Consider the following 16,820-nt stretch of genomic DNA (forward strand, 5'->3'; position numbering starts at 1 on the left):
ATGCGCTTGTTTCTTTTGACGTCCCTTACGATGATCGCCTTTGCGGCCAATTCTGTCCTAACGCGGATGGCAGTTGATGGCGGGCACATCGATCCAAACAGTTTTGCCATTATCCGCGTCCTCGGCGGCGTGGTCGTGCTGTGCGCTATCACGACTTTGAAGGGCGGCAAGCTTCAGCTGCTGCAGCGCGGCCGCGTGGCTGGAGCCATCAGTCTCGCAGCCTATATGGCCGGGTTTTCCCTTGCTTACCTGACCCTTGACGCGGGCCTTGGGGCGTTGATCCTCTTTGGGGTCGTGCAAATCTCAATGTTTGCCCACGCCGCGATGACGGGCGCGCACCCGAATAGTCGGCAACTGTTTGGCGCGGGGATTGCCTTTCTGGGGCTGCTTCTTGCCTTGTGGCCAGGCCCGGGCGGCCAGTCGGATGTCATTGGCGCCGCATTCATGATCGTCGCTGGGCTCGGCTGGGCGGTCTACACAATCTCCGGACGGGGGGCGGCCAACCCGCTAGCGGCCACAACGGCAAACTTTATCCTCTGCCTGCCCATTGTCACGATGGCCTTGGTTGGGTTTGCGGCGCAGACAACCGCTATCGGCTGGGGATTGGCGATCCTGTGCGGCGGGGTCACATCGGGTCTCGGCTACGCGCTTTGGTACAGCGTGTTGCCTCAGCTTCCACAGAACCTCGCGCCCGTGGTGCAACTGAGTGTTCCGGTCATCGCCCTGATCGGTGGCGCGATTTTGCTGGGCGAGCCTGTCACCATCATTGTGGCCATCGCCGCTGTGATGGTGATCTGCGGCATTGCACTGGCCATCACATCACGATCCGTTCAAGAGGGTCGTAGCTGATCTGTGGGGTGCGCGCAAAGGCGACGCCAACCAGGCTATCGGGTTTGATGTGCAACCCAGAGGCTTCGGTTTCCCTGGCCCATACATGCCGGTCGACAATCCTTTCCGGATCCTGCCAAGTCTGGGGGATGACCGGGCTACCTTTTATACTGCATCGAAAGAATATCTCGACCTGATGAAAGCCACTGCTCGGATCGTGAAACTCATTGACCAGACAGGGCGCGCCCACCTTAACAGTGAGCCCCGTCTCTTCCTCAACCTCACGGGCCAGATTTTCCGTCAGCGATGCCCCCACTTCGACACCGCCGCCCGGGGCGCAGAGCAAAGTGCTGCGCCCGTTTGCCCAGGCATTGACCAAAAGAAGGCGTTTCTCGTGAACAATCACTGCCCGTGCTGCCAAACGCACCGCTTTTGATGACATAAACCCTCTTTCGTCAAATACGCGTGACGTTACACTGTTTTCATGGCCACATTCGCATTATCTCCGTAGTCATGACCAGAACTGCAAAAATTCTGCTGACCGCCTGTGCCTTCGTCGTCGCGGCAACGACGGCCCAGGCAAGATGTGCCATCCTGTTGCATGGATTGGCGCGTACCGAGCTTTCCTTCGCGGTCATGGAAGCGGCGCTGAATGCCGAAGGCTACACGGTCGTGCGCCCCGGCTACCCGTCAACCGAAGCGCCCGTTGCAGAGCTCGTTGCGCAGACGCTGCCCGATGCGATGGCAAACTGCGGCCCGCGCGGAAAGGTCGACTTCGTGACCCACTCCATGGGCGGTATCCTGTTGCGGCAATGGGTGGCGAGCACGGACGCCGCTCGGATTGGTCGCGTCGTGATGCTGGCCCCGCCCAACCAAGGGAGCGAAGTCGTGGATGCACTGGACGATATCGAAGCCTTTGACTGGATCAGCGGTCCGGCGGGCGCGCAGCTGGGCACGGGGCCAGAGGATCTTCCGCGTCGCTTGCCGCCGGTCACGTTTGATCTGGGCGTGATCGCCGGGGACCAGTCGCTGAACCCCTACTTTTCCTCCCTCCTGCCGGGACGTGACGATGGTAAGGTGTCGGTGGCGTCAACCCGCGTGGCGGGCATGAACGATCACATCGTCCTGCCGGTGACCCATACTTTCATGATGAACAACCCGCGGGTGATTGCGCAGACGGTGGCCTTTCTGAACACCGGGCGTTTTGATCGCTCGCTGACCTGGTTTGATGCGGTCCTGTCTCAGCTTGGCTGCCCGAATGGCAATTGTGTGCCGAGTGTGGGGGAAATGATTGGCCGACCTTAGGTTTCAGGGCGGACAGGTGTTGCGGAGGGAAGGGTTGTGCGTCGATGACCTGTCCCTTTCGGATGGTGTTCTTGTTGACGGGGTGGCTGGAAGGTCGGTGAACCTTGACGGTTATCTTGTCCTGCCGGGCATTGTTGATCTGCACGGCGATGGGTTTGAACGTCACCTCGCGCCGCGCCGGGGCGCCATGAAGCAAATGGCCGAAGGCCTTGTCGCTGCCGAGGCGGAACTGGCCGCGAATGGCGTCACCACCGCCGTGCTGGCACAGTTTGTCAGCTGGGAAGGCGGGTTGCGCGGCCTCGCGTTTGCAGATCAGGTTTTTGGCGCGATCCGTGACGTCCGCCCGTCGCTGGTGACGGACCTGCGGGCGCAATTGCGGTTCGAAACCCACCTTCTCGACCTCTATGACAGCCTGCCTTCACGCGTGGATGCGTGGGGTGTGGACTACGTGGTTTTTAACGATCACTTGCCCCATCAGCGGCTCTCCGAGGGGCGTAAACCGCCGCGTATGGTGGGCCAGGCGCTCAAGGCCGGGCGCAATCCGGATGATCATTTCGCGATGATGCAAAAGCTGCATGCGCAGACAGACATGGTTCCGGAGGCGCTGGATGCGCTCTGCGCGCGACTGCGTGCGCAGGGCAAGCAGATGGGCAGCCATGACGACGCGAGCCGGGAGCAGCGCAAAATCTGGCATGACCGGGGCGTGCTGATTGCCGAGTTTCCCGAAACGCTGGAGGCGGCGGAGGCGGCAAAAGCGTCGGGTGATCCCGTGGTGCTGGGTGCGCCCAACGTGGTGCGCGGCGGATCGCACAACGGCAACGTCTCTGCGTTGGAGCTGATCAGCATGGAGCTGTGTGACGCGCTCGCCTCTGACTACCACTATCCCAGCCCGCGCCGCGCGGCGCTGATATTGCAGAAATCGGGGGTCGCCAGCTTGGCCGAGAGTTGGCGATTGATTTCGGAGGGGCCTGCACAGGTGCTCGGCCTGACCGACCGGGGGACCCTGACGCCGGGCAAGCGTGCGGATATCGTGATCCTTGATGCCGCAACACAACGCGTTGCCGCGACACTTGTCGCAGGCCGCTTCAGTCACTTGTCAGGTGAGATCGCCGATCGCTTTTTTGCCGCCTGAGTGCCGCTTTACTTCACAACACGGTTCACGTGGCCCATCTTGCGTCCCGGCTTTGTGTCGGCCTTGCCGTAAAGATGCAGCGCCGTATCCGCCTGCCGGGAATACCCAGCCACACGGTCTATATCGTCGCCGATCAGGTTTTCCATGACCACATCTGCATATCGCGTACCGTCCCCAAGGGGCCAACCTGCAATGGCGCGGATGTGTTGCTCGAACTGATCGACAACGCAGCCATTCTGCGTCCAATGGCCGGAGTTGTGCACGCGCGGTGCGATTTCATTTACGATCAATCCTTGGCCCGTGACGAAAAGTTCGACGCCAAGGACCCCAACGTAGTCGAGCGCGTTCAGGATTTTAGCGGCGATCAGCACAGCATCGGTTCGATGCGACGCGCTCAGGCGCGCGGGCACGGTTGTGGTGTGCAGAATACCGTCACGGTGCACGTTTTCGCCTGGGTCATAGCAGGCGACGTCGCCCCGTGGGCTGCGCGCCGCGATCACTGAAACCTCGTGGGTGAAATCGACGAAACCTTCCAGAATGGCCGGTTGATCCGCCATATCCGCCCATGCCGTCTCCATGTCTTCGGCGGCCTTCAAGCGGGCTTGCCCCTTGCCATCATAGCCAAAGCGCCGGGTTTTCAGGATCGATGGCGTCCCGATTTTCGAGACAGCCGCGCGCAGGGCTTCCGCATCTGCAACATCCGCAAAAGGGGCCACATTCAGCCCGAGATCTTGCAGGAACGTCTTTTCCGTCAGCCTGTCCTGGCTGATGCGCAGCGCCTCACGCCCCGGCCTGATCGGTTTGAGCGCTTCGAGGATGTCCAGCGCAGCCGTGGGAATGTTCTCAAATTCGTACGTCACCACATCGACGCCACGCGCAAAGCGTTGCAGTGCCGCAGCGTCATCATACGCAGCCGTTGTCAGCTGGTGGCAGACATGTCCGGCAGGCGGTTCCGCCCCGGGTTCAAAGACATGCGTGCGAAACCCAAGCCGTGCCGCGGCCACTGACAGCATACGGCCCAACTGTCCACCGCCCAGAATGCCGATTGTTGCGCCGGTGGGCAGCGGATCAGTCATCAGTCGGAACCTCGGGGATGGAGGCGGAAAGTGCGGCGCGCCATGCGTCCAGCCGCCCCGCCAATGCCGCATCCTGCAAAGCGAGAATGCCCGCCGCCATCAGCCCGGCGTTTGCGGCACCTGACGCGCCGATGGCCATCGTGGCGACCGGGTAGCCACGCGGCATCTGCAGAATGGAGTAGAGCGAATCCACACCCGACAGCGCCTTGGTCTGCACCGGCACGCCGATCACCGGCACCCGTGTTTTCGACGCCATCATGCCGGGCAGATGGGCCGCCCCACCGGCGCCTGCGATGATCACCTGCACCCCGCGTTCAACGGCCGTGCGCCCATAGTCCCACAGCCGATCAGGGGTGCGGTGCGCCGAGACGATGCGTTTCTCAAAGGCGACGCCCAACGTGTCGAGCAGGTCGGCAGCTTCGCGCATTGTGGGCCAATCCGACTGGCTGCCCATGATGATGCCCACAGCGGGTCCGGTCATGTGAAAGCCTCCCTCGGCCCAGGTTCAGGAAGCGGCACTATAGCCAAAGAAAAAGCGGAGGCAATGCGCAGTCATCGGTGTTTTTTTGGGGCCGCTCAGGCGATGATGTCGGGTGTCAGGCGATCTTCGATCTGGGCGATCAGATCCTTCAGCCGCAGTTTGCGTTTCTTGAGCCGCTGCAGGGTCAGCTGATCCCCCATGCCCTTCTCGGAAAGCGCATGAATGGCTTCGTCCAGATCGCGGTGCTCACGCTGGAATACCGCAAGCTCAACGCGCAACACGTCATCGGTTTTCATCGACAGGTCAGTGGGTGCGTTCATAAATCCGTGATTCCGTTGAGCGGGTGGCTCTCATCATACGCGTTCACCAACTCTCCGCATAGCCCTTGCGTCAGGGCCTGTTGCTCCCCATATTTAGGCTACGGGCCGCCGAAACGGGACCCGAAACTGACTGTCGCTTGACTGATAAGGACGTGTCGCATGACGAAAATGACCCTGGGTTCCTACCCCCATATGTTGGGGTTCGAGCAACTTGAAAGACTGCTGGAGCGTACTGCGAAATCCGGTAACGAAGGCTACCCGCCGTTCAATATCGAACAGACGTCGGATTACTCCTACCGCATCACGCTTGCCGTGGCAGGCTTTGCCGAAGACGATCTTTCGATCACCGTTGAGGACCGGCAACTGGTCATCCGGGGACGACAGAGCGAGGACACGGACAACCGGGTTTTCCTGCATCGTGGCATTGCCGCGCGGCAATTCCAGCGCAGCTTTGTGCTCGCCGATGGCGTCGATGTGGGGGAAGCGATCATGGAGAACGGTCTGCTGCACGTGGACCTGACCCGTGCGAAACCACAGACCGTCGTGCAGACCATCAACATCAAGAAAGGGTGACAACATGCAAGAACCATTTGAAACAGCGCCCGTTGAGAACCGCATCGTCTATGTGAAAGCCGTCGATGTGACCGATTTGCCAAGCGAGGTGCGCGATCAGGCAGGCGATCTGGATCAGCTCTACGCGGTCCATGACAGCGATGGCCAGCAACTGGCCCTGGTCGCTGACCGCAAGCTGGCCTTCAAGCTGGCACGTCAGAACGATTACGAGGCTGTCGCGGTGCATTGACGCCCCGCCCACGGCGTGAAAATGATCGACAAGGCCGCAGGGTGCTGCGGCCTTTTCTGTTTCAAGGGGGCGCCGGTGCAGTTTGACTTTGATTGGGTGGATGCGTTTTCAAAGGTCGCCTTTGGCGGAAACGGCTGTGCTGTTGTCCATGACGCCGCAGGTGTCCCAGACGACGTCTGCATGGCCTACGTCCGCGAAACATCTTTGGTGGAGTGCACGTTCACCGGCCCGTCGGAGGTGGCGGATATCCGGGTGCGATACTTCCTGGCCAGCCGGGAGATACCCTTTGCCGGACATCCGACCATTGCCACCGTCGCCGCGCTGCGGGCGCGCGGGATTGTGCAGGATGGGTCGCTGACGCTTGAGACGCAGGCCGGGCTCATTCCCGTTGAGGTGTCGGGCACAGAGGTCAAGATGACCCAGATTGCGCCTGAGTTTGGTCCCGAGGCTCCCGCCGACCTCGTTGCGGCCGTTGGTGGGATCCGGGCGGAAGACATCGTCGCGCCGCCCCAGATCGTCTCCACCGGGTTGCCGTTCTGCGTGACCGTTCTCAAGGATCGCACAACAGTTGAAAACCTGCAGTTCGATGGCGCGGCCCTGCAGGCGCTCTGCGCCCATATGGGGCAATCTGACAGCAACATGATGGAGCCGTTCTGGGTCGCACGGTCAGGCGCCACGCCATCCGGTGATACCTTCAGCAGGCTGCTGCTGGCGCCGCCAAGCCCTGCTGAAGACGCCTTTACCGGCTCTGCCACCGGGGCGATGGCGTCGTATCTTTGGGCGCGCGGGTTGATCGACAGCCCTGACTTCACCGCCGAACAAGGCCATGGCATGGGGCGCCCGGGCAGCGCTCAGGTGCGTGTTCTCGGACCCAGGGATGCGATCACTGGCGTCGAGGTCTCAGGGCACGGTGCCATCGTCATGTCGGGCACGGTCCACTTGCCACGCAGTCTTTAGACGCAAAAAGCCGCCGATCCATCCGGATGGCGGCTTTCACTTCGGGCATCAAAACCGATCAGCTACGACCGGCGATCAGCCCCATGCTTTCCAGTTTCAAAAGCACCTGATGGGCGCAGCTGTCCACATCGACGTTCTCCGTTTCCACACGAAGTTCTGGATCGGCAGGCACGTCATAGGGATCTGAAATCCCTGTGAATTCCTTGATCTTCCCTTCACGCGCCAGCTTATAAAGCCCCTTGCGGTCACGGCGCTCGCATTCCTCGATCGAGGTGGCGACATGCACCTCCACAAAGGCACCGAAGGATTCGATGTCTTCGCGCACGGCCCGGCGGGTGGTGGCGTAAGGCGCGATGGGCGCGCAGATGGCGATGCCACCGTTCTTGGTGATCTCGGATGCCACATAGCCGATACGGCGGATGTTCAGATCACGGTGCTCCTTGGAGAAGCCCAGTTCGGAGCTGAGGTTCTTGCGGACAATATCACCGTCGAGCAGGGTCACCGGACGCCCGCCCATTTCCATCAGCTTGACCATCAGCGCGTTGGCGATGGTGGATTTGCCGGAGCCGGAGAAACCGGTGAAGAAAACGGTAAAACCCTGCTGGCTGCGCGGCGGACGCGTGCGGCGCAGCTCGGTGACGACCTCCGGGAAAGAGAACCATTCCGGAATTTCCAGCCCTTCGGCCAGACGGCGGCGCAGCTCGGTGCCCGAGATGTTGAGGATCGTGACCTTGTCTTTGTCCTTGATCTCATCTGCCGGTTCATATTGCGCGCGTTCCTGGACCCAAACCATGTGTTTGAAGTCGACCATTTCGATGCCCATCTCTTCCTGATGCTCGCGGAAGAGGTCTTGTGCATCGTAGGGCCCGTAAAAGTCTTCGCCGGCGGAATTCTTGCCGGGGCCTGCGTGGTCGCGACCTACGATGAAATGCGTGCAGCCGTGGTTCTTGCGGATCAGACCGTGCCAGACCGCTTCACGCGGGCCTGCCATGCGCATGGCGAGGTTGAGCAGGGACATGGATGTCGTCGCCGCCGGGTATTTGTCCAGAACGGCCTCGTAGCAGCGCACGCGGGTAAAGTGATCCACGTCACCCGGTTTTGTCATCCCGACAACCGGATGGATCAGCAGGTTGGCCTGTGCTTCGCGGGCGGCGCGGAAGGTCAGTTCCTGATGCGCGCGGTGCAGCGGGTTGCGGGTCTGGAACGCCACGACGCGTTTCCACCCCACCTTGCGGAAAAAGGCTCGCATTTCGTTCGGCGTGTCGCGACGGGCGCGGAAATCATAGTGCACAGGCTGTTGGATGCCGGTCACGGGACCACCGAGGTAAATCTTGCCTGCGTGATTGTGCAGGTAGTTCACGGCAGGATGGGCTTCGTCATCGGCGCCAAACACTTTTTCAGCTTCGAGCGCCTTGTTCGGTGTCCAGCGGTCCGTAACGGTCATGGTGGCCAGAATCACGCCTTCCTGATCGCGCAGCGCGATGTCCTGACCGACCTCAAGCTGGTCCGCGAAGGCGTCATTCACGTCCAGCGTGATCGGCATGGGCCACAGCGTGCCATCGGCCAGACGCATCTTATCCACGACGCTGTCGTAGTCAGCCTCCGACAGGAACCCTTTGAGCGGATTGAAACCGCCGTTCATCAGGAGTTCCAGATCGCAGATCTGGCGGGGTGTCAGATCCCAACTCAGCAGGTCGCCGGCCTCAAGCTTCAGCTTTTGGGCGGATTCGTAGGACACATAGAGTTCGGAAATCGGAGAGAGGGGCGCTGTAGTCATCAATTCACTCGCTTACAAATTCAGTGGCATTTCCCCCCAAAAATGCCTTCCGCTGGCCCTTAGCGCGTCAAGCGAGGTGTTTTCAAGCAAAGAATGGATCAGCTCAGCGCAATTCCCCTATCCGAGACATGCATACCGCAGGACGACGGCGGGTCCTGATCAGGCAGGTGAGAGAAGGATAGGCAATCCACCTTTCGGTTTCGGGATCGGCATGCGCTGCCATTCCGGTGCAGCGGCGGCCAGTTGCACGCGGCGTTTGCGCAGCAGGGTGGCCACGAAGAGCTTCACCTGCAGCGTGGAAAAATGCATGCCGATGCATTTATGTGCGCCCCCACCGAAAGGTGTCCAGGCGAACTTGTGGCTCTGGTCTTCTGCGCGCTCAGGGGTAAATCGATCCGGGTCAAAGGTGGTCGGGCTGGTGAAGTGCTCAGGCGAGAGCATCGTCACGCCCGGGTTCAGCGCCAGCGAGGTCCCCGCCGGGATATCGAACCCGCGCCAGTGAAAATCGCGCGTGGCTTGCCGGGGAATGAAGGGTACGGGCGGCACCAGGCGCAGTGCCTCGCGGAAGACATTGTTCGTCTGGGTCATCTTGGCCAGCGCGTCTTCGTCCAGGGGGCCGTCCCCAAGCCCCGCAACTTCGTCAGCCAGCCGGTCTTGCCAATCCGGGTGAGAGGCCAGTGCTTCGATCATCACGGTCAGGGCGGTGGCGGTGGTGTCATGGGCGGCCATGATCAGCAGGTTGAACTGATCTAGGATCTGGTCCTCATCCCATCCGCGCCCGTCTTCATCCCGTGCAAGGCACATCTGGGAGAAGAAATCATCGCCCCCTTGTGCCCGGCGTTCGGGGATCAGCTTGCGGAAGGTTTCGCGCAGGAAGTGCCGCCCGCGCACGCCGCGCCACATTGGCGTTAAGGGGATGGGGTGGCGGATCACGGCCAGAGAGGCGCGGATTTCATCCTGAATGGCTCGGTTGACCTGACGGGCCAGCGGGCCATCCAGCGGCAGGCCCATGAAAACGGCGCCACCCAGCCGCAGGGTCAAATCCTTGACCGCCTTGTAAAAACAAAATGGTTCGCCGTTGGGCCAGCTTTCCAGCAGATCCGCCATCGCGCCGGTCATCCGCAGCCGGTAGTCGCGAATGGCCGAGGCCCGGAACGCCGCCTGCATGATCCGGCGGTTTGCCCGATGATGGTCAAAGTCCTGCAGCAGCAATCCACCGGGGTAAATCCGTTTGAGCGCGTCCCAGCCGCCTTCGGAAGAGAACAGCTCCTTGCGGTCGAGCAGCACCAATTCCATGGCATCCGCGCCGCAGAGGTTCACGCGCCAGACCCCCAGCATGTTGGTTTTATACACCGGGCCGTAGCGGCGGATGTAGTCCTGCTGTGTACCATAGCTGTCCTTCACAATGGTCAGCGTGTGGCCGATGAGCGGCAGGGCAGGCGGGCCGGGAATATGCGCAAGGGCGGCTTTGGTGGGCATGAGTGAACCTCGCTGAGCAGGAAAATCGGGATGCGCCACAAGAGGCACAAACCGACTTATCCCGTCAGGAGATGTGAGGGCTCTTAACCCACCGCGCGCACGCAACACCCCGGCACAACCGGGGTGCCGGTACGTGCAGCATTCTCGGAGAGACGTGGTTACTCTGCGGCGCTTTCGGCCACTTCGGCGCCGTAGCCCAATGGCAATGAGATCTCGGCCCCTTCATTTTCGGCGAGGAACCGTTCCGCCTCCAGTGCGGCCATGCAGCCCATGCCGGCCGAAGTCACCGCCTGACGGTATTTGTGATCGGTCAGATCGCCTGCGGCAAAAACGCCCGGAATGGAGGTTTCCGTGCTGTCGGGCTTCGTGACCACGTAGCCACCCATGTGGGTGTCCAGAACGTCCTTGACCAATTCGTTGGCGGGCGCATGGCCGATGGCGACAAAAACGCCTTTGGCCGGGATCTCTGTAACTGCACCGGTCTTGGTGTGCTTGACGCGCACGGCCTCAACCCCCAGCGGATTTTCCGTGCCGACGACTTCATCCAGCTCGTGGAACCACAGCGGCTCGATCTTGGGGTTCTTCATCAGCCGGTCGATCAGGATTTTCTCGGCCCGCAGCTCATCGCGGCGGTGCACAAGCGTCACCTTGGAGGCAAAGTTGGTCAGGAACAGCGCCTCTTCTACGGCGGTATTGCCACCACCGATGACGACAATTTCCTGCCCGCGATAGAAAAAACCATCGCAGGTGGCACAGGCGGACACACCAAAGCCCTTGAATTTCTCCTCAGACGGCAGACCCAGCCATTTGGCGCGTGCGCCTGTTGCCAGAATGACCGCTTCGGCGATGTAGGTGGTACCGCTGTCGCCCTTGGCCACAAACGGGCGTTGGGACAGATCAAGATCGGTGATGATATCGCCAATGATTTCGGTGCCCATGGCCTTGGCGTGCTCCTGCATCCGGATCATCAGATCCGGGCCCTGCACTTCGCTGTCACCGGGCCAGTTCTCAACCTCGGTGGTGGTGGTCAGCTGGCCGCCGGGTTCGATCCCCTGCACCAGAATGGGGTTCAGCATCGCGCGGCTCGCATAGACACCTGCGGTATACCCGGCAGGTCCCGATCCGATGATCAGCACGCGTGTTTGTCTTGTCTCAGCCATAGGAGTCCCCAATCGATGTCATAACAGCCCTCCGGATATATAGCGGGCGGGGCCGCTCTTAAACCCCCGCCGTGCTTGCCGTGGCTGCAAGTCCGGGTTGCAGGTTTCGGGGGTGGCGGAAAGAATCTTGCGCGTTTACGAAATATTATTGCGCGTGCTGGGCGCGGTGGTATAACAACCGAAAAATCCGGGGGCGATATGGCTGTAACACGACTGGATCCGATTGATCGAAAGATTCTCGCCGAATTGCAGGCAGATGGTCGTATGACCAATGTGGAATTGGCCAAGCGTGTGGGTATCTCCGCGCCGCCCTGTTTGCGCCGGGTGCGCACGCTGGAGGAAGCGGGATACATCAAGGGCTATCATGCCGAGGTGGACGCGCGTGCGTTGGGGTTCGAGGTGCAGGTTTTCGCGATGGTCGGGCTGGCGAGCCAGGCGGAGGCGGACCTGACAGCCTTCGAGAATCGCTGCCGGGCCTGGCCGCTTGTCCGGGAGTGTCACATGCTGAACGGTGAGGTGGATTTCATCCTCAAATGTGCCGCCCCTGATCTATCCAGTTTCCAGCGGTTCCTGACGGGTGAATTGCTCACGACCCCGAATGTGGCGAGCGTGAAGACATCCCTCGTTATTCGCGGGGCCAAGGACGAGCCGGGCGTCCCGTTTGACGTGTTGGAAGAGCGGTTGAGCACCTCCGCCTAGGAACGGCTCACACCGGGGTAGGATCACCTTCTTCATCGGTGCGGTCATAGGCCATTGGCCCGAACGCGCTGATGTCCGTCAGATGCGGAAAGAGCGACAGAAAGACGGACTGCAGCGTGTGAGAGAGCGGGCGCATCGGATCGACGCCGGGGTGATATGTCTCGACTTCCAGCCCCCCCGCGATCACGGCGGTGTGGCGATCAAGGCTGAGATGGAACATCCGAACCGGTGTTGGCGGCGTGACCTCGATGATGTTGACACCATCCACAAAGCCGCTGGCCAGGGTCATGCGTTGCTTGCCACCCGTTTCAGCCCGCAAATGCGGTGGTGTTTGCAGCAGACGCGCCGCAGGGCCAAGGCTGAGAAAACTGTCTGGTCGGTTGATCCCGAAGCAATCCGCCATCAAGCGGGTTACGACGTGGCGACGCGACCGGTCCGAGGGCGCAAAACAGGCGGAGCCGATCCACGCTACCTGTCGGGCGCTGCCGTCCACGGTTAGGACGCGATCCCCCGGTTGCAGGTCTTCGATGGCGACGAATCCTGCGCTGGTCTGCAACGGTGTGCCGCGCGCGAATGCCGAGAATGCATTTTCGAAAATCGGAAGCGTCGGGATCTTGTGTTGACTGGTGATGATATTGCCATCGCCCTGCAGTGCTTTGACATCAACGATTCTGACGTCAAGCGTGCCCGCTGTGGCAAGAGGCTGCGACGAGGCGTGTGCCTGACCCGAACGATCGCGATGGAAGGTCGGCGTTGCGGCGGACGGCGGGGTGGTCATGCAGATCCCTTTTCAGGTTGGTCACATTCCATGTCGACCCCACCGGCGATCAAGGAAAAGACATCGAATGTACTTTCGAACGGGTTGATCTCCAAGATGCCCGCCTCGGCCGGAGCCTGTCAAAAACGCCGTGCCATTGGCGTCCCGTTACGGATAAATGCACCCTGAGGTGCGATTTGTTTCCTGCCGCACGAACCCGTTGCCACAATCGGACAAGAAAAACCCCCGAACGAATCGTCATCCGAGGGGCGCGTTCTTTGGAGGGAACGAATGGGGTGCTGGATTTCCGCCCTTAGCTGGCGGCGCCTACACTCTTCACCGCGTCGGTGGATTTGGCATGGCAGGCGGTCGGGCACTTGGCACATGCCCACGGCATGACCGCGTCCGATTGCGCCGCGGTGTCGGTGATCGATTTGATAAAGCGTATGTTTGTTTTCATGGTTGTTCCTGCTCGATTTGGGTCTGAAGGCTTGCCCTTGGTTAACCATGAAAGTGGCGGCTCATTCGGGCCGCATTAGGGCAATTTGAAAGATTTTCGCCAAGAATTCTTGCCTGAGTTCTGTCAAATGCGCAGGTTTTGCCGCAATTCGCTGGGCCCCTTGTTTTTCGGACGGAAACGAGGTGTGATTTGCTTGAACTCGTACCTAATCCACGAGCCATGCCCGGATTGTTCACAGATATTGCGGCATCCGCGTGGCAGGAGGTGCCAAGGTTTCGCCTCTATTCAAAAGCTCTCACAAGGCGATGGCGGCGATGAGGCGACCGTAGTCAGCTTCCTTTGCATGCGTGGTGCGGCGATAGGAATAAAAGCGATCAGGGTCGGAGTAGGTGCAGTGTCGTGTCCATTCCGCATCGCCCACACCCGCCTTGCGCAGCCGGTGCAACCCAAAGCCCGGCAGGTCAAAAAACATCCGGTCGTCGTGACCATTGGCAAAAAACCGGGCGTTGTCGGCATCTTCCGCCAGAAAGGTATCGAAAAACTCGGGCCCGACCTCATAGGCGCGCTGCGATATAGAGGGCCCGATGGCCGCGTGGATGGCGCCGCGGTCTGCGCCGAGATCGCACATCGCATCCACAGTGGCCTCCAGCACACCGTCCAATGCTCCGCGCCATCCTGCATGCGCAGCACCGATGACCCCGGCGGTTGCATCGGCAAAAAGCACCGGTTGGCAATCCGCCGTCAGCACCGAGAGAGCCAGGCCCGGTTTGTCGGTCACCAGCGCATCGGCACGCGGCTTGTCCCGGAAAGGACCGTCAACCGTCACCGCGTCGGCGGAATGCACCTGATGCACGCTGACCAGATTTTCATGCGCCACGCCCATGGCATCCGCCACGCGGGCCCGGTTGATGGCGACGATTTCCGATTGGTCCGAGCTGCCCTGACCGCAGTTCAACCCGGCGAAAACGCCGGAGGACGCGCCACCCCGCCGTGTGAAAAACCCGTGACGCACGGGGGCAAGGCTGTCTGAAGTCAATATTTCGAGCGTCATTGATCCAACCCCGGCGGCGGACTGCACCCGGCTGGAAACAGACCCATCACCTTGAACAGGTTTCCCATTTCGTCGGGGTGCGTCAAGCGCCGATGTGCCGCGATGTGTGCTTCAAGCGCTGATCCGCGAAGCCCGGTGGCGAGCGATTGTGCACGTTGGGTGATCCCGAGCCTTTCGAGGAAAACGCCCTGGGGTGTCAGGCGGGTGATTTCACAGGGTGCCGCTGTGGCCAGCGCTTCGAAATCCACATGCGCGGTCAGATCGGCTGTGCCCGGATCGACAAGTGGATCCACCGGCTGATGATCCTTGAGCGCCTGAAACGTGTCTCCAAGGCTGCGCCAGTCGCCGTAGTCAATGATCAGCCCAATCCCGCCGTGGCGGGCAATCCTGCCCCCGATGGCATCCATGATGGGGCCAACCGCCGGGGCATACTCAACCATGTCGCCGTCCCTTGTGTCTTGCAGGCGATCTTTCAGAGCGGGTTGCGGCAGTGCGGGTCCTTGCCCCAGCACCAGATCCTCTCCCGACAGGCCGATCTGGGTCTCCCGCCACCGCTGACCGGCCCGGATGAACTGCCTGATCGGCAGGGCGTCGAAAAACTCATTGGCAATCAGGAACAGCGGCTGGTCGGCCATCTCGTCCGCGCTTGCGACGTGGGTGATGTCGAAACCGGCCAATAGTTCCCGTTGTTGCCGCGCCAGCTGAGAGGAGGCTTCCACCAGTGTCACGGTGGCCGCCTCGTGAAACGCCGGAACCCCGCGCGTGGCCCGCAGGACATCCGCCATCAATGTGCCGCGTCCGGGGCCGAGTTCTGCCAGGGTAAAGGGTTTGGGTGCGCCCTGATCCATCCACGCCTGGGCGAGGCACAACCCGACCAGCTCGCCAAACATCTGGCTGATCTCAGGGGCGGTGATGAAATCGCCGGCTGCCCCAAAGGGAACGCGTGTTGTGTAGTATCCGTGTTCCGGGTGCAGCAGGCATTCGGCCATGTAGTCAGCGAGCGAGATTGGCCCGTTTTGCGCAACGCGTGCACGGATCAGGGCACGCAGACTCATGCAGCGCGGCGCGCTCGTGCGGCAAGCCAGAGCCCCAGGGCAATCATCGGCAGCGACAGGATCTGTCCCATCGTCAGACCCCACCCCCCGATGTGCCAGGCCAGACCCAGCGGATTTCCGTCAGAGATGAACTGCGCATCCGGTTGGCGGACGAATTCAACCAGAAAACGCGCCAGACCATAGCCCGCGAAAAAGACACCTGCCACAAGGCCCGGGGTTTTCAACGCGCCAGATCGCCAGACCAACCAGATCAGGACCGCCCCCAGCAGCAGGCCCTCAAGCCCCGCTTCGTAGAGCTGTGACGGGTGTCGCGCGCAAATGCCGATGACATCGGGGCAGTTTTGCGCCGCCTCGGTCGGAAAGGCTACGCCCCAGGGCAGGTCGGTCGGTCGGCCCCAAAGCTCGGCGTTGATGAAATTTGCCAGACGCCCGAGCAAAAGACCGGGCGGCACCCCCAGCGCCATGATGTCTGCCGCGCTGAGCCGCGCGATACTGTGCCGCCACGTGTAGATGAGCCCTGCGACGATGACCCCCAGCAGCCCGCCGTGAAACGCCATGCCGCCCTGCCAGACGGCGAGAATTTCGGCGGGGTGCTGCAGATAGTAGGTGGGCTGGTAGAATGCGACGTAGCCAAGCCGCCCGCCGAGGATAACGCCGATGATCACCCAGGTGAGCAGGTCTTCGATCTGCGCCTTGGTCATGACCGGCGTCTCATGGCGCCAGAGCCGCGGTGTCTGTACGGCGCGCACTACCAGCTGCCAGCCGAGCAGGATACCGACGATATAGGCCAGCGCATACCAGCGCAGTGCAAATTCAAAGCCGAAAACGGAGATCGAAAAGATCTCGGGCGAGATGTCGGGGAAAGGCAGCATCGCAGGCATGGCGCATCCTTTCCTTGGGCGGGCAGGAGAAGTCAACCTTGCAGGTTGCCCTCTTTGGCACCATATACTCATTGTGAACAGCCGGAGGCGACAGATGCAAACGCGCAACAAGATTTTCGACGATATCTCGCAACTGATGACCAACGCGATGGGCGTGGCCCAGGGTGCGCGCGATGAAGCCGAGACCGCGATGAAAGGCATGATGGACCGATGGCTGGCCGATCGTGATTTCGTCACCCGTGAAGAATTCGATGCGGTCCGTGCCATGGCGCAAAAAGCGCGGGAAGAGAACGAAGCGCTCAAGGCGCGGCTGGACGCGCTTGAGTCGAAAGACTGATATCCTGAATTCCCCTGATTTTCGGGCGCGCAACGTCGATTGCGCGCTCGTTTTTTATTAACATCTGGTTAATCACGATCACCAATCGTTACGATTGGTGACATTTTGCGGCGTATCTCCTCTCATCCACAACTTATTGCGGTTACCCACAAGAATAGGGGTTGCCAGAGCGCACTTCACGCCGCACCATATCTGGTATGGACACGGGGGCTCGCCCCGGTCTGTAGAGCAGGCACCTAGTGTTGGGGGCCCTCCCGGGCCCT

General features: G+C 61.1%; 20 protein-coding genes. 8 read left to right on the top strand and 12 right to left on the bottom strand.

From position 1 onward, the window contains the following. A complete protein-coding gene (locus ISX84_RS09500) occupies window positions 1–849 on the top strand; it encodes a DMT family transporter (protein ID WP_195820086.1) in 849 nt (282 codons plus the stop codon). On the opposite strand, the gene ISX84_RS09505 is transcribed toward ISX84_RS09500, so the two are convergent. After that, entirely contained in the window at window positions 815–1,270 is a 456-nt protein-coding gene (locus ISX84_RS09505; protein WP_195820087.1) for an NUDIX domain-containing protein, read from the bottom strand. The two genes, ISX84_RS09500 and ISX84_RS09505, sit on opposite strands and share 35 nt — an antisense overlap. A gap of 71 nt (window positions 1,271–1,341) precedes the next feature. Here ISX84_RS09505 and ISX84_RS09510 point away from each other — a divergent pair, with 71 nt between their 5' ends. Further along, window positions 1,342–2,133: an alpha/beta fold hydrolase gene (locus ISX84_RS09510; RefSeq protein ID WP_195820088.1), complete on the top strand. Its 792-nt coding sequence runs from the start codon at window positions 1,342–1,344 to the stop codon at window positions 2,131–2,133. Continuing rightward, complete coding sequence (locus tag ISX84_RS09515) at window positions 2,120–3,265, top strand: alpha-D-ribose 1-methylphosphonate 5-triphosphate diphosphatase (protein WP_195820089.1); 1,146 nt, start codon at window positions 2,120–2,122, stop codon at window positions 3,263–3,265. The genes ISX84_RS09510 and ISX84_RS09515 overlap by 14 nt, the downstream gene beginning before the upstream one ends. 8 nt (window positions 3,266–3,273) lie before the next feature. Here the strand turns inward: ISX84_RS09515 and ISX84_RS09520 are convergent, their stop codons facing one another. The 3 genes from ISX84_RS09520 to ISX84_RS09530 form a co-directional block, all read right to left on the bottom strand. Next, window positions 3,274–4,341, bottom strand: coding sequence for a 5-(carboxyamino)imidazole ribonucleotide synthase (locus ISX84_RS09520; protein WP_195820090.1), 1,068 nt, complete (start codon window positions 4,339–4,341; stop codon window positions 3,274–3,276). Continuing rightward, window positions 4,334–4,822 carry a 5-(carboxyamino)imidazole ribonucleotide mutase gene (gene purE / locus ISX84_RS09525; protein WP_195820091.1) on the bottom strand — a complete coding sequence of 163 codons (489 nt, stop codon included), beginning with the start codon at window positions 4,820–4,822 and terminating at the stop codon, window positions 4,334–4,336. The genes ISX84_RS09520 and purE overlap by 8 nt, the downstream gene beginning before the upstream one ends. A gap of 95 nt (window positions 4,823–4,917) precedes the next feature. After that, window positions 4,918–5,142, bottom strand: coding sequence for a YdcH family protein (locus ISX84_RS09530; RefSeq protein WP_195820092.1), 225 nt, complete (start codon window positions 5,140–5,142; stop codon window positions 4,918–4,920). A gap of 159 nt (window positions 5,143–5,301) precedes the next feature. Between ISX84_RS09530 and ISX84_RS09535 the strand changes: the two genes are divergently transcribed. The 3 genes from ISX84_RS09535 to ISX84_RS09545 all read left to right on the top strand — a co-directional run bounded on the left by ISX84_RS09535 (window position 5,302) and on the right by ISX84_RS09545 (window position 6,901). Further along, window positions 5,302–5,715, top strand: a complete 414-nt coding sequence (locus ISX84_RS09535; RefSeq protein WP_195820093.1) for an Hsp20 family protein — start codon at window positions 5,302–5,304, stop codon at window positions 5,713–5,715. Window positions 5,716–5,719: 4 nt separating this feature from the next. Continuing rightward, window positions 5,720–5,944: a DUF1150 family protein gene (locus ISX84_RS09540; protein WP_195820094.1), complete on the top strand. Its 225-nt coding sequence runs from the start codon at window positions 5,720–5,722 to the stop codon at window positions 5,942–5,944. Between the two features lie 75 nt (window positions 5,945–6,019). Beyond that, entirely contained in the window at window positions 6,020–6,901 is an 882-nt protein-coding gene (locus ISX84_RS09545) for a PhzF family phenazine biosynthesis protein (protein ID WP_326838722.1), read from the top strand. Window positions 6,902–6,959: 58 nt separating this feature from the next. Here ISX84_RS09545 and ISX84_RS09550 read toward each other — a convergent pair whose 3' ends face one another. The 3 genes from ISX84_RS09550 to trxB form a co-directional block, all read right to left on the bottom strand. After that, window positions 6,960–8,678, bottom strand: a complete 1,719-nt coding sequence (locus ISX84_RS09550; RefSeq protein WP_195820096.1) for a bifunctional sulfate adenylyltransferase/adenylylsulfate kinase — start codon at window positions 8,676–8,678, stop codon at window positions 6,960–6,962. 159 nt (window positions 8,679–8,837) lie between these two features. Then, window positions 8,838–10,157, bottom strand: coding sequence for a cytochrome P450 (locus ISX84_RS09555; RefSeq protein ID WP_195820097.1), 1,320 nt, complete (start codon window positions 10,155–10,157; stop codon window positions 8,838–8,840). Window positions 10,158–10,315: 158 nt separating this feature from the next. After that, window positions 10,316–11,317, bottom strand: coding sequence for a thioredoxin-disulfide reductase (gene trxB / locus ISX84_RS09560; RefSeq protein WP_195820098.1), 1,002 nt, complete (start codon window positions 11,315–11,317; stop codon window positions 10,316–10,318). Between the two features lie 198 nt (window positions 11,318–11,515). Between trxB and ISX84_RS09565 the strand changes: the two genes are divergently transcribed. After that, window positions 11,516–12,016, top strand: coding sequence for an Lrp/AsnC family transcriptional regulator (locus ISX84_RS09565; protein WP_195820099.1), 501 nt, complete (start codon window positions 11,516–11,518; stop codon window positions 12,014–12,016). Window positions 12,017–12,023: 7 nt separating this feature from the next. Here ISX84_RS09565 and ISX84_RS09570 read toward each other — a convergent pair whose 3' ends face one another. The 5 genes from ISX84_RS09570 to lgt all read right to left on the bottom strand — a co-directional run bounded on the left by ISX84_RS09570 (window position 12,024) and on the right by lgt (window position 16,220). Beyond that, entirely contained in the window at window positions 12,024–12,794 is a 771-nt protein-coding gene (locus tag ISX84_RS09570; RefSeq protein ID WP_195820100.1) for a Hint domain-containing protein, read from the bottom strand. A gap of 292 nt (window positions 12,795–13,086) precedes the next feature. Next, on the bottom strand, window positions 13,087–13,233 hold the full coding sequence (locus ISX84_RS09575) for a hypothetical protein (protein WP_195820101.1): 147 nt from the start codon (window positions 13,231–13,233) through the stop codon (window positions 13,087–13,089). 295 nt (window positions 13,234–13,528) lie between these two features. Beyond that, window positions 13,529–14,284, bottom strand: a complete 756-nt coding sequence (gene pgeF / locus ISX84_RS09580; protein ID WP_195820102.1) for a peptidoglycan editing factor PgeF — start codon at window positions 14,282–14,284, stop codon at window positions 13,529–13,531. Further along, window positions 14,281–15,339, bottom strand: a complete 1,059-nt coding sequence (locus tag ISX84_RS09585) for a class I SAM-dependent methyltransferase (protein WP_195820103.1) — start codon at window positions 15,337–15,339, stop codon at window positions 14,281–14,283. Before ISX84_RS09585 ends, pgeF begins: the two co-directional genes overlap by 4 nt. Next, on the bottom strand, window positions 15,336–16,220 hold the full coding sequence (gene lgt, locus ISX84_RS09590) for a prolipoprotein diacylglyceryl transferase (protein ID WP_195820104.1): 885 nt from the start codon (window positions 16,218–16,220) through the stop codon (window positions 15,336–15,338). Before lgt ends, ISX84_RS09585 begins: the two co-directional genes overlap by 4 nt. Window positions 16,221–16,314: 94 nt before the next feature. Between lgt and ISX84_RS09595 the strand changes: the two genes are divergently transcribed. Further along, entirely contained in the window at window positions 16,315–16,557 is a 243-nt protein-coding gene (locus tag ISX84_RS09595; RefSeq protein ID WP_195820105.1) for an accessory factor UbiK family protein, read from the top strand. Window positions 16,558–16,820 lie beyond the last annotated feature (263 nt).

Source organism: Roseobacter sp. MH60115 (assembly GCF_015644665.1).
GTDB lineage: Bacteria > Pseudomonadota > Alphaproteobacteria > Rhodobacterales > Rhodobacteraceae > Roseobacter.